Here is a 12306-nt window from a genome sequence, read left to right on the forward strand (position 1 = left end):
GCCGGATCGGCCCGCCGCTGCGCTATCAGGGTCCGATGCAGACGATTGGCCAGTCGATCCAGGAAGTCTGGGACTGGGCGGCGGCGGGGGCGGCGGGCGGCTTCGTCTCGACGCCGGTCGACTGGGCCAAATGGATCGCGGTGCAGCTGGCGCGCGGCGAACTGCCGGACGGGACGCGCCTGTATTCGGAAGCGCGGGCCAATGAGATGTGGCGGCCCAATATCATCGTCGGGAGTTCGGCGGGACCGACGGAGACCCTGCCGGGGCGGGCCATCGCCTCGACCTATGCGACGGGCTGGCAGGTGCAGGACTATCGGGGGGAACGGGTCATTACCCACGGCGGAGGCGCCCCCGGCTACGTCTCGGGAACGATGCTGATTCCCGGCCGCAATGCCGGCTTCAGCTTCTTCACCAATGCCGAGGAGAGTTTCCTGACCCGCGCCCTGCGCAGCGGCATCACCGACATCATCATGGGCAAGACCGGCTTCGACTGGATCGCAGACGGCCAGCGGCTGCAGCGCGAGGGCGACGCGCGGTCGATCGCGGCGGCGGCGGAGATCGACGCCAAACAGGCGGCGGGCGCGCCGCCGTCCCTGCCGCTGGCGGCCTATGCCGGAACCTGGCGCGATCCCTGGTACGGCGACATCACCATCCAGGCGCGGGACCTCCAGCTCTGGCTGAGCTTCAGCCGGACGCCGGCCTTGCAGGGGCCGGTCGAGGCCTATGACGGGGATACGCTGCGCACGCGGTTCCCGGACCGGCGCGAAGAGGATGTATTCATCACCTTCACGCTGGAGAACGGACGGCCCGTGTCAGCGACGATGAAGGCGGTCAGTCCGGATGCGGACTTCAGCTACGACTACCACGACCTGCGGCTGACGAAGGTCTGAGGCGCCCCTACTGCGCCGGACGGGATCGGCTGGCTTCGAGAATCGGCATGGCGGCTTCGGTCGGGATGTAGATGACCTCGCGGCCCGGCTTGCCGGCGGTTTCTTCCAGCATGTGGATGTAGGACCAGCGCAGGTAGTTCTCGGGGCCGCCGAGGCTTTCGGCCATGATGCGGTTGGCCTCGTTGGTGCCGCGGGCGCGGGCGACCTCGGCCTGGGCGGTCAGCTGGGCCGAGTCGAGGGCGGCCTGGGCCTCGAGCACGCGGATACGGCGGTCCTGCACGGCCTGCTCATAGGCGGCCTTGCCCTGCATCTGCTTGGAATAGACATTGTAGGTCGGCATGCCGATCATGACGATGGCGAGGACGATGACGACCGCGATGACCGAGCCGATGGTGATGCTGACGCCGCGCATGAGAGCCTCCTGACAGGGCGGGACCGCCCCGCGGCGCCAGACTCGCGGTCGGGGCGGTCGGGGTCAAGCGTCGGAGGCGTGACGATTCAGCGCCGGTCGCGCGGACGAGGATCCAGCAGCAGGCCGGACACGGTCGCGGCCAGCAGGCGCGGGGCCAGCGGCAGGCGCGCCACCTTGCCCAGCACATGGTCGCGAACCCACGGCAGCACGCGGCCGTCCGCCTGGTAGAAGGGGGTGAAGCCGAGGCTGAGCGCCTGATACAGCCGCACATGCCAGCGGCGCGCGGCGGCATAGGCGGAAAGGGCCGTGGGCAGGTCGCGATGACGGATCAGGGCGTCAGCCAGGGCCTGGGCGTCGAGCAGGCCCATATTGACCCCCTGCCCCAGCTGCGGACTGGTGGAGTGCGCCGCGTCGCCGATCACCGCCAGCCGATCCGCCACCGGGCGGCCGATGGTCTGGTGGCCATAGGAGGCCAGGGTCATCCGCTCGCGGTCGGTGATGGCGTCCATGACCGGCGTCAGCTCCGGCCACAGGCGAAGGCAGTGTTCCTTCCAGACATCCAGCCCCCGCGCGTGCCACTCGGGCCAGATCTCGGTTTTCAGGCTCCAGAAGAAGGTCGCCAGCGGAGCCGTCTCGCCCGGCCGGACGCCGCAGGGCAGAACGCCGAGCATGCGGCTGGCCCCCAGATAGACCTGCTGCAGTGCCGCTGGATCGAAGGGCGCTCCCGGCCAGGGAACGGTGGTCCACAGAGCCCCCCAGGCGAGGTCGGTTCGCTCACCCCCCATCCGGGCCGAGATCGCTGACCGCGCGCCGGAGGCGTCGATGACGAGACTGAAGGGCGCGCTGCGGCCGCCGGTACTGTCGATCAGCCGGCCACCGTCGGCGGCGACGATCTCGCGGTCGGTCTCAAAGCCTACGCCGGCCTCGACGCAGGCTTCGAACAGGATAGCGAACAGGGCGGCGCGATGGATGCCGACGGCCTGACGCGGGCGCTTCAGGTCGCTGTAGCGGACGTCGAGGACGACCCGTCCGCGGCGGGCCTCGCGGCCGAAGATGTGGTCAATGTGCTGGCCATGGGCTTCGATCTGCGCCGTGAGGCCAAGCCGGTCCAGCACATCCAGACCCGTGGGCTGGAGCATCAGGCCGGCGCCGATGGGGCGGGGCGTGTCGAAACGCTCGTGGACGACGACGCCCCGCCCCTGCCGGGCCAGCATAAGGGCGACGGCCAGGCCGGCCGGACCGGCGCCGACGATGGCGATGTCGTCGGGGCGAGTCAGGCGGCGCGACAGCGGCGGAATGCCCAGCGTCCCCCGCGGTGGCTTCTTCCCGGTCCTGGCGCGCGGCTTTCGGACCTTCGGAGCCGCCTCTTCCGTCACGCCGGGACGAGTTCGATCAGATCAAGGTTCGACTCGACCTGGGGCCAGGGAATGACGAGGCGCCAGCGGCTGTCGCTGATCCGCTCCAGCACGGCGACGAGATCGCGGTCGGGACGCTGGCCGTAGGAGTTGGCGGGAGGTTCGGAGGCGAGGGCCATGGAGCCGAGCATGACCATCTCGCGGTCGTTCTCGGGGAACAGCAGGCCTGACGGGCGCTGGCTTCCGGTCAGTTTGGAGAATTTCAGACCGCGCGGCGTCTGTTCGATGCGGCAGGCGAACCAGCCGTAGACGACATAGCCGAGGCTGTCCTCGCCCCCCTGTGAGCCCAGTTTGACGGTGCGGCAACGATAGTCGCCGGTCGGGGGCGTGACGGGCGCGCGGGCGGCGCGGGGGTCGATCAGGTCGCCGAGGGACGCCAGGTCGCCGGAGCCGCGCTGGCGACGGGCCTGCTGCAGGGCGAGGGACCAGGCGGCGTCGCGGCGGCTGTACCGGTCACGGTCAGAAGCGGTGATGATGCCGCGCCAGTCGCGCAAGGCGACCGGTCCGCCGGAGGAGCCGGACCCGCCCGGCGGGGGCGGAGGCGGCGGAGGGGGCGTGGATGCGCAGGCGGCGAGGACGAGGCTCGCCAGCACAATCAGGGCCGAAGGCCGGGACAGGCGGGACATGGGCGCTCCGGAACAGTCTGGCCCTTCTTGGGCCAGTCAAGCGCGGTTCCGTCAAGCGTGCGCGCGTCGCAGGCGGATCAGTCCTCGGCGGCGGGCGCCTCGACCTTGCGGCGGGGCGCGCGGCGCTTGGGCGCGGCGGCCTCTTCCGGCGCATCGACGGACTCAGGCGCGGTGGCGGCCGGAGCGGGGGCGGTCGAGCGGGTCAGGAAGCCCGGCAGGGCCGAGGGTCCGTCGTCGGCGGCCACGCCGGCGTCGCGACGAGGCTTGCGCTCGGGGCGTTCGGCGCGGGCCGGACGCTCCGCGCGTTCGGGGGCTTCGGCCCGAACTTCCGGGGCTTCGTCAGATTGCGCGGCCGGGGCGTCGCCCTCGGCGCGAGGCTCGCCGCCCTCGCGTTCGAAGCGGGCGCTGCGTTCCAGCTGGCGGCGCTCCCAGCGTTCGCGGCGGGTCTCGCGGCGGCTGCCGTCGGCGTTGAAGCCGCCCTCGCCTTCGGCGCGGGGCTCACGGGGTTCACGCGGCTCGCGGTCCTGACGCGGCTGGTCGTCGCGGTCACGCCATTCGCGGCGGGTCTGTTCGCCCTGACGATCGTTCTGGCGATCGTTCGGGCGGTCGTTCTGGCGTTCCTCGGCTTCGCGCTGGCGCGCCTCGATCTGGGCGAGACGGTCAGCCTCGACCTTTTCAGCGGCCATGATGGCGGCGGCCTGGGCGCCGGTCTCGTCCTCGAAATCGATGTCGAAGCCCTGGCCGGCCAGTTCGCGCTGGGCGATCTCGGACACGGGACGCGAGGGCTGCAGGGCGCGCAGGACGCGGAAATAGTGTTCGGCGTGCTGGGTGTAGTTCTCGGCCAGGACGCGGTCGCCGGCGGCCGAGGCGTCGCGCGCCAGCTGCATGTAGCGCTCATAGACGGTCTGGGCGTTGCCGCGGACCTTGATGTTCTCGGGGCCCTGGGAGTCCCACGAACGGTTCGGATTGGTGGCGTTGGCGTTGTTGTTTCCGCCGCCGCTGCCGGGCTTCCTGTTGCGTCCGCGCTGACGCTTCATGCCCTTGAAATCTCTCATCGGACGCTACCGTGCTTTTTATGAGGGACGGGCCGGCGCGCGAGATGCCGCCTGATGCCGTCCGTGTCGTTGTTCCGCTTCGGGCGGGGCCGATCCCCGCTGGCGATGTGTCGGAAAACCGTTGTCAGCCCGTGGTCCGCCGGGCGACTGGCCCGACCGTCACTGTCCCGGGCGCGCGTGAATGGGCCTGAAGCGGTCCAAGGCGTGCGTTTTGGGTGGGAGACAGGCGAAGACTTAGCGCGGCATGGGGCCGTTTCCAAGGGGTTTGTTTGGAGCCGCCTACATCTTCGGAATGGGATTGGTCCTCGGGTCCGGGCCGTTGGTAATGACGCGGTCGCGGTCGGACAGGTCCTTGACGATGATGACGTGCTCGAAGCCCGCCGCCTCGAAGAGGGCCTTGACCTGGGGGCCCTGGTGCCAGCCGATCTCAACGGCGAAGATGCCATCGGGGCGGAGGATGCGGCGGATTTCGGGGGCCAGCTCGCGATAGGCGGTCAGGCCGTCCGGGCCGCCGTCCAGCGCCAGAAGCGGGTCATGATCGCGGACCTCGGGGTCGAGGCCGGGGATGTCGCCGGACGGGATGTAGGGCGGGTTGGAGACGACCAGATCGAAGCTGGCGTCGCCGAAGCCGGCGGCCCATTCGGTGCGCAGGAAGGTCGCGCGGTTGTCGAGTTCGAGGTTGGTGGCGTTCTCCTTGGCCACGGCCAGGGCCTCGAAGGAGATGTCGGTGCCGACGCCGCGCGCGCCGAACCGCTCGGCCAGGGTCGCCAGCAGGATGGCGCCGGAGCCGGTGCCGAGGTCGATCATCTCGAAGGCCTTGTGCGGCGGGAAGGCCAGCATGACGACGTCGAGGATGGCCTCGGTGTCGGGGCGGGGGCTGAGGACGTCGGGGGTGACGTTCAGCATGATCTTCCAGAAGCCCTTCTTGCCGAGGATGCGCGAGACGGGCTCGCGGCGCAGGCGGCGTTCGACGAAGGCGTCCAAGGCGGCCTGCTGGTCTGCGGTCACGACGCGGTAGGGGTCGGTCAGGATGTCGGTGCGGGTGGCGCCGGTGGCGACCTCGAGCAGAAGGCGGGCGTCGATCGAGGGGCTGTCGATGCGGCCGGCCTTGAGCGTCGCGGTCGCGGCCTTCCAGGCGGTCACCAGAGTTTGGGTCATGTCATCTCCACGCGGTCGCCGACGCGCACCATTCCGCCCGCCGCGAGGGTCGCATACAGGCCGCACCAGCGGTGGCCATACTGTTCGAACAGCGCCGGGACCAGATCGAAATCGCGTTCGGCGGTGTCAGGATCCACATGGGTGGCGGCGCAGCGGACGATGGGTTTGACCCCGCGCAGGCGGGCGTCGCCGAGGGTCAGGTCGCGGTCGGCGCCGTCGTTCTCGCTCCAGGCGGGCCAGCCCTCGACCCAGACATTGGCGCGGAAGCGGCGCGGATCGATCGGGCGGCCGATGCGGGCCTCGAAGTCGCGGACGCTGGCGAGGTTGAGCAGGGAGATGCGGCCGAGCGGGTGATCCATGAAGCGGTGGTCGAGGCCCTCGGCGGAGACCAACCGGAGGGGGCCCGAGACGGCGTCGCCGAGGACGGCGGCGAGCCAGGATTCGAAGGCGGCGCGGCTGTCGGGATCGTCGACGGCCACGGAAATGTCGGTCTGGCCCGCGGCGGCGGCGTGGAGAGTGCGCGCGGTCTCGTCCCAGCGGGTGCGGACGCCGGCGACCTCGGCGGTCCTCATCAGGACGGTGAATTTCTGCTTGGGCAGATGTTCCGGCGCGGCGCGATCGAAGCCGGAGGGGCCGTCCTCGACCGCGAACATCCGGTCGCCGGGGAACCAGCCGCCGGTCGGGAGGTCGACGGCGTCGAGGGGTTCGGGCGTGAAGCCCTTGACCGGGTGACGCCAAAGGGCGGTCACCACGCCGTCAGCAGCGGGAATTCGCGTCTCGGCCATGGTGTTTGGTGCCGGAGCATGGCCCCCTGTGCAAGCGGCGGAACACAGCTGCCGGAGGAGCCGTTGTGGCCGGGATGCAGGGACGATCGAAAAAGGGCGGAGCGATCGGCCCGTGGACCATGATGGGGGCGATCGCCGGCGGGCTGGCGGCCGGCGCCGGGGCCGCGCACCTGATCTATACGCGCGGGCACAAATTCGGACTGGAGCTGCGCAAGGAGCGACCCGAGCCCCTGCCTCCTAAGCCACCGACGCCTGAGGATTTCGAGGCGAAGGAGCCCGGCCGGGGCCGTCTGGCGCAGCGGCCGGAGCATATTCCGCACAAGGGCTGGACCGACATCTTCTGGCGGCTGGGGGTGTCCTATTTCGGCGACCGGATCGGCTTCCTCTCCGGCGGCGTGACCTTCTTCGTCATGCTGTCGCTGTTCCCGACGCTGGCGGCCTTCGTGACCCTGTACGGCCTGTTCGCCGACCCGGCGGACGCCTGGGCCCGGCTGCAGTTCCTCTATTCCTTCCTGCCCTCGGGCGTGGCCCGGTTCCTCGGCGACGAGATGCAGCGGCTGGCGGAAAACACCACCACCACCCTGACCTTCACCCTGGTCTGGACCCTGGCCCTGTCGCTGTGGACCGCCAACGGGGCGATCAAGGTGCTCTTCTACGGGCTGAACGTCGCCTATCACGAGGTCGAGCGGCGCAATATCGTCCGCTACAACCTGATGTGCATGGGGTTCACGGTGTCCGGTCTGCTCGCCGTGCTGGTCTCCGCGGGGCTGGTGGTGGGCGTTCCGGTGGTGCTCGGCGTGCTCGGTCTCGCCGATGAATGGGCCCATCTGGCGCCGCTGCGCTGGCCGGTGCTGCTGCTGGTCTATGTCGCGATCCTGACGGTCATCTATCGCCATGGACCGTGCCGTCAGAAGGCGCGGCTGCGCTGGCTGACGCCCGGCGCCATCTTCGCCGCCCTGCTGAGCCTGGCCCTGTCGCTGATCTTCAGCTGGTATCTGCAGACCTTCGTGCGCACGGCCTACTACGGCCCGCTGGCGGCGATGATGGGCTTCCTGCTGTGGACCTGGCTGACGGTGCAGATCGTGCTGATGGGCGCTGAGCTGAACGCCGAGATCGAGCACCAGACGGCGATGGACACCACGACCGGCGAGGAACGGGCGATCGGCGAGCGCGGGGCGGTCGTGGCGGACACGGTGGGGCCGAAGCGGGGGTCGCCGGCGGCGCTGGCGTTCACGCTGAAGCATGCGGAGGCGTTGTCGGACCGGTTGTTGAGGAGAAGAATCCGGAAGGGGTGAAGCCGCCGCTTCTCCCTCCCCCGAAGTGGGGAGGGTGGTCGCGAAGCGACCGGGTGGGGAACGCCGGTCCCGCACGGACGGCGCCCGGCTTCAGACTTCCCCACCCGGGCCCCGCTACGCTTCGCCGTCCCTCCCCACTTCGGGGGAGGGAGAACGCGTTTCCTTATCCAAACTCCGCTTCCAGATCGGCGAGGCGCGCGGCCTGATCTTCGGCGATGAGCGCGTTCAGCAACGGATCGATGTCGCCCTCGAGGATCTGCGGCAGGCTGTGCAGGGTCAGGCCGATGCGGTGGTCGGTGACGCGGCCTTGCGGGAAATTATAGGTGCGGATGCGTTCCGAGCGGTCGCCCGAGCCGACCTGGGATTTGCGTGAGTCGGAGCGGGCGTCGTCCTTGGCCTGGCGCTGCATGTCGTAGAGGCGGACGCGCAGGTTCTTCATCGCCTTGTCGCGGTTCACGTGCTGCGACTTCTCCGAGGAGGTCACCACGATCCCGGACGGGAAGTGGGTGATGCGCACGGCGGAATCGGTCTTGTTGACGTGCTGGCCGCCCGAGCCCGAGGCGCGGAAGGTGTCGATGCGGATGTCCTTGTCCTGGATGTCGATCTCGACATCCTCGACCTCGGGCAGGACGGCGACAGTGGCGGCCGAGGTGTGGATGCGGCCGCCGGCCTCGGTGGTCGGGACGCGCTGGACGCGGTGGACGCCGCTCTCGAACTTGAGCCGGCCGAAGACGCCGTCGCCGGTGACGGTGGCGATGATCTCCTTGTAGCCGCCGGCGTCGCCCTCGGTCGCCGAGTCCAGCTCGACCTTCCAGCCGCGGGTGGAGGCGTAGCGCGAGTACATGCGGAACAGGTCGCCCGCGAACAGGGCCGCCTCGTCGCCGCCGGTGCCAGCGCGGACTTCCAGCACGGCCGAGGCGTTCTCGTCAGCGTCGCGCGGGGCCAGCAGCAGGGCCACGTCCCGCTCCATGTCGGGCAGGGTTTCCTTGAGGGTCTGCAGCTCGTCGGCGGCCATCTCGGCCATTTCAGGATCCGACGCCATGACCTCCAGATCGGCCATCTCGGCCCGCGTCTTCGCCAGCGCCATGACGGCGTCGGCGATGGGCTTCATCTCCGCATGCTCTTTCGAGAGGCGGACGATCTCCTGACCGTCGCTGGCCGCGCCCATGCGCGCCTCCACCTGGTGGAAGCGATCGAGCACCTGATCGAGCCGGGCCTGGGGCAGTCGCAAGGGGGAAGCGCCTCTTCAAAACGGGAGGCGGTGTTTACTCCGACGGACGCGGCCCTGTCGATGCGGCGCGGCGATGGCGTGATCGTGACCGGGCGTCACAAGGCCGTCAGGCCGGTTTCGCAAGGCGGGCCGGGACCCTAGCTGGACGGTGGAACTGGAGGGCGCATGTTTGATGGAACGCTGACAAGGACACGGGACGAAGGGGCCGATCTGGTCAGGCTGAGGCGGTTGTACGACGGCCTGCTGGACCCGCGTCCGACGGAGATTTCAGCGGAGGCGCGCGGCGATCTGGAAGCCATGGCGCGGATTTTCGACCTCGACGGCGACCGGCCGCCGGCAGAGGTATGGCGCGACCTGCGCGCGGTGCTGACGCGACAGGCGGTCCCGGCCCATCAGGCGGACGACGGTCAGATCCCGACCACGTCGCCGCTGACCATCATGGTGGTCGAGGATGATCCGCTCATGGCGGCGGACCTGATGGATGTGCTGGTCGAGGCGGGTCACGGCGTGGTCGGTCCCTTTTCGGACCCGGCGGCCGCAACGACGGCGGCGGGTCTGCACGCGGTCGATCTTGCGCTGGTCGACATCAACCTGATCGGAGAGGGAGACGGCGTCGCCCTGGCCCGGACGCTGACGGAGACCTGGGGCGTGCCGGTGATGTTCCTGTCGGGCGACGTGGCCGCTGCAGCGCGCCATGCGCGGCTGGCGACGGCCCTCGTGCTCAAGCCCTACGGTCGCCGGGACGTACTGACGGCGATCGCGCGGGCGGTCGACCGCGGCGCGGTCGCGGCCTGACCGCGCAACCAATATTCTGACAAAGCTTTGCTTTCGATGGGCCACGGTGTTTCAGATCGACTGAATGGAAACCTTCCTGCTGTTTTTCGTGGTCGGAGCCCTGGCCCAGTCGGTCGATGGGGCGCTGGGCATGGCCTATGGGGTGATCTCGTCCTCGGTGCTGCTGGCGCTCGGCGTGCCGCCGGCCATGGCGTCGGCCAGCGTGCATGGAGCGGAGGTCTTCACCACCGCGGCCTCGGCGGGCAGCCACGTCTGGCACAAGAATGTCGACTGGAGGCTGCTGACGCCGCTGGCGCTGGCCGGGGTGATCGGCGGCTGCATCGGCGCCTATGTCCTGACCGGGATCCAGGGCGACGTCATCAAGCCCTTCATCGTCGCCTATCTGGCGGTGATCGGCGCCTACATCGTCTGGCGCGCCGGCCATGACATCAAGCCCCGGCGCCTGCCGTCATGGCTTATGGCGCCGACAGGGGCGGTCGGCGGCTTCCTCGACGCGGTGGGCGGCGGCGGGTGGGGGCCTACGGTGTCATCGACCCTGGTCGCGGCGGGACAGGAGCCGCGGCGCGCGATCGGGACCGTCAACACGGCCGAGTTCTTTCTGACGGTCGCCATCAGCGCGACCTTCGTCTGGGCCCTGATCACGGGTCACTGGGCCGAGGCGGGCGCGCTCGAGCATCATGCGGCCGCGGTGGGCGGACTGGTCGCGGGGGGCCTGCTCGCGGCGCCGTTCGCGGGCATCATCACCAAACGGGTGCCGAGAAAGGTGCTGACCTATGCGGTCGGCATTCTGCTGCTGGCCCTGGCGTCGTTCCAGGGGTTGCAGCTGGCGGGCGTGCTGGGTTGATCAGCCCGGCCGGGTTTCGGCAAAGCTGGGGCGAGCCTCCAGCGCGGCCTGAAGCGCGACCAGTCCGGGTCGGCCGGTCGCGAGGTCGAAGTCGGGATGCCGGAAGCCGATCCACGTCACGGCGACGCCGGCGGTGATGACGCCCATGTCCAGCCGGGCCGGATCGGGACGCGCGGCCTCCAGCGCATCGAGGGCGCGGCCCATGTTCGTGGTCCAGCGGGCGATCCATGACGGCGACCGCTCGTCCTCCGGCCGACGCAGCTCGAGCAGCAGTTTGACGCCCATCTCCAGCGCCTGGTTGCCCAGGGTCTCAAGCCGGCGGACCCGCAGCCGCTCCGCCCCGTCGGCGGGCAGCAGGCGTGGGCCGTCGCCCAGGGCGTCGAGATAGTCGCAGATCACCGGACTGTCGTTGAGCGGCAGGCCGTCCTCAGCGATCAGTGTTGGCACCTGCACGACCGGATTGGACGCCAGTAATTCCGGGGCGTTGGCGTAGGGATCGACCGCGATCTCCTCGATCCGGCCGATCAGCCCCTTCTCGCGGGCCACGATCCGGCATTTGCGGGCGAAGGGGGACGGGGCGGTGATGTAGAGTTTCATGCTCACTCGGCGGCGACGAGGGGTTTGACTTCTGCGGCCTTGCGCGCGGCGTCCAGTTCGGCGGCCTTGGCTTCGACCAGTTCGACGATGTGGTCGACCATGCCGTCGTTGTGCTGTTTGTGGGCCATCCTGCCGTTGACATAGACCATGCCCGAGCCGGCCCCGCCGCCCGTGAAGCCGACGTCCGTGTACAGAGCTTCGCCCGGACCGTTGACGACGCAGCCGATGATCGACAGCGACATGGGCGTGGTCACATGGGCCAGCCGCTCCTCGAGAATGCCTACGGTCTCGATGACGTTGAAGCCCTGACGCGCGCAGGAGGGGCAGGCGATGATGTTGACGCCGCGGTGGCGCAGGCCGAGCGATTTGAGGATGTCGAACCCGACCTTGATCTCCTCCACCGGGTCGGCGGCGAGGCTGACCCGGATGGTGTCGCCGATGCCGGCCCAGAGCATGTTGCCCAGCCCGATGGCGGACTTGATCGTGCCCGAACGCAGGGGGCCGGCTTCGGTCACGCCGAGGTGCAGGGGGCAGTCGATGGCCTCGGCCAGCTGCTGGTAGGCGGCGACGGTCAGGAAGGGGTCGGACGCCTTCACCGAGATCTTGAACTCGTGGAAGTCGTGGTCCTGCAGGATGCGGGCGTGGTTGAGAGCGGACTCGACCATGGCCTCGGGGCAGGGCTCGCCGTACTTCTCGAGCAGCTCCTTCTCGAGCGAGCCGGCGTTGACGCCGATGCGCATGGAGCAGCCGTGGTCGCGCGCGGCCTGGATGACGTCGCGGATGCGATCGGCCGAGCCGATATTGCCGGGATTGATGCGCAGGCAGGCGGCGCCGGCCTGGGCGGCCTCGATGCCGCGCTTGTAGTGAAAATGGATGTCGGCGACGAGCGGGACGCGGGACTCGCGGGCGATGGTCCGGAAGGCGACCGTCGAGGCCTCGTCGGGGCAGGAGACGCGGACGATGTCGGCGCCGGCCTCTTCCAGCTGGCGGATCTGGTCCAGCGTGGCTGCCGCGTCGGAGGTCGGCGTATTGGTCATCGACTGGACCGTGATCGGCGCATCGCCGCCCACGGGGACGTTGCCCACCATGATCTGGCGGCTCTTGCGGCGCTCGATGTGGCGCCACGGACGGACGTGGGAAAGGTCAGAGCTCATTTGCGCGCAACATAGGGCGTCGATTGCGGCATGGCCACGACCCGAAGCG

Annotated in this window: 13 protein-coding genes; 4 read left to right on the forward strand and 9 right to left on the reverse strand. The window is 69.7% G+C overall.

Annotation, left to right across the window (positions count from 1 at the left end):
* Window positions 1-890, forward strand: an 890-nt coding sequence (locus B3E43_RS15760) for a DUF3471 domain-containing protein (protein WP_292031210.1), incomplete at its 5' end; no start/stop codon positions are given.
* Between the two features lie 7 nt (window positions 891-897).
* On the opposite strand, the gene B3E43_RS15765 is transcribed toward B3E43_RS15760, so the two are convergent.
* The 6 genes from B3E43_RS15765 to B3E43_RS15790 form a co-directional block, all read right to left on the reverse strand.
* The gene (locus tag B3E43_RS15765; RefSeq protein WP_292031212.1) at window positions 898-1302 is read right to left on the reverse strand and encodes a hypothetical protein; all 405 of its coding nucleotides are present in this window, start codon (window positions 1300-1302) and stop codon (window positions 898-900) included.
* Between the two features lie 86 nt (window positions 1303-1388).
* On the reverse strand, window positions 1389-2678 hold the full coding sequence (locus B3E43_RS15770) for an FAD-dependent oxidoreductase (protein WP_292031215.1): 1290 nt from the start codon (window positions 2676-2678) through the stop codon (window positions 1389-1391).
* Window positions 2675-3343: a DUF4893 domain-containing protein gene (locus B3E43_RS15775; RefSeq protein WP_292031217.1), complete on the reverse strand. Its 669-nt coding sequence runs from the start codon at window positions 3341-3343 to the stop codon at window positions 2675-2677. Before B3E43_RS15775 ends, B3E43_RS15770 begins: the two co-directional genes overlap by 4 nt.
* A gap of 77 nt (window positions 3344-3420) precedes the next feature.
* Window positions 3421-4398, reverse strand: a complete 978-nt coding sequence (locus tag B3E43_RS15780; RefSeq protein ID WP_292031218.1) for a DUF4167 domain-containing protein — start codon at window positions 4396-4398, stop codon at window positions 3421-3423.
* A 279-nt stretch (window positions 4399-4677) separates the two neighbouring features.
* Window positions 4678-5556, reverse strand: a complete 879-nt coding sequence (gene prmC, locus B3E43_RS15785; RefSeq protein WP_292031220.1) for a peptide chain release factor N(5)-glutamine methyltransferase — start codon at window positions 5554-5556, stop codon at window positions 4678-4680.
* Window positions 5553-6341, reverse strand: coding sequence for an MOSC domain-containing protein (locus B3E43_RS15790; RefSeq protein ID WP_292031222.1), 789 nt, complete (start codon window positions 6339-6341; stop codon window positions 5553-5555). The genes prmC and B3E43_RS15790 overlap by 4 nt, the downstream gene beginning before the upstream one ends.
* Before the next feature lie 74 nt (window positions 6342-6415).
* On the opposite strand from B3E43_RS15790, the gene B3E43_RS15795 reads away from it, so the two are divergent.
* The gene (locus B3E43_RS15795) at window positions 6416-7636 is read left to right on the forward strand and encodes a YihY/virulence factor BrkB family protein (protein WP_292031330.1); all 1221 of its coding nucleotides are present in this window, start codon (window positions 6416-6418) and stop codon (window positions 7634-7636) included.
* A gap of 163 nt (window positions 7637-7799) precedes the next feature.
* Here the strand turns inward: B3E43_RS15795 and prfA are convergent, their stop codons facing one another.
* The gene (prfA, locus tag B3E43_RS15800; protein WP_292031225.1) at window positions 7800-8867 is read right to left on the reverse strand and encodes a peptide chain release factor 1; all 1068 of its coding nucleotides are present in this window, start codon (window positions 8865-8867) and stop codon (window positions 7800-7802) included.
* Between the two features lie 165 nt (window positions 8868-9032).
* Here prfA and B3E43_RS15805 point away from each other — a divergent pair, with 165 nt between their 5' ends.
* Window positions 9033-9662: a response regulator gene (locus tag B3E43_RS15805; RefSeq protein WP_292031227.1), complete on the forward strand. Its 630-nt coding sequence runs from the start codon at window positions 9033-9035 to the stop codon at window positions 9660-9662.
* 64 nt (window positions 9663-9726) lie between these two features.
* Window positions 9727-10506, forward strand: a complete 780-nt coding sequence (locus B3E43_RS15810; RefSeq protein WP_292031229.1) for a sulfite exporter TauE/SafE family protein — start codon at window positions 9727-9729, stop codon at window positions 10504-10506.
* Here B3E43_RS15810 and B3E43_RS15815 read toward each other — a convergent pair whose 3' ends face one another.
* Together B3E43_RS15815 and ispG are read right to left on the reverse strand one after the other, a co-directional pair.
* Window positions 10507-11103 carry a glutathione S-transferase family protein gene (locus B3E43_RS15815; protein WP_292031230.1) on the reverse strand — a complete coding sequence of 199 codons (597 nt, stop codon included), beginning with the start codon at window positions 11101-11103 and terminating at the stop codon, window positions 10507-10509.
* Window positions 11104-11105: 2 nt separating this feature from the next.
* Window positions 11106-12257 (reverse strand): flavodoxin-dependent (E)-4-hydroxy-3-methylbut-2-enyl-diphosphate synthase, encoded by a 1152-nt coding sequence (gene ispG / locus B3E43_RS15820; RefSeq protein WP_292031232.1) that lies wholly within the window; start codon window positions 12255-12257, stop codon window positions 11106-11108.
* Between the last annotated feature and the right edge of the window lie 49 nt (window positions 12258-12306).

Origin of the sequence: Brevundimonas sp. UBA2416, from assembly GCF_002343105.1 — a bacterium.
Classification (GTDB): domain Bacteria; phylum Pseudomonadota; class Alphaproteobacteria; order Caulobacterales; family Caulobacteraceae; genus Brevundimonas.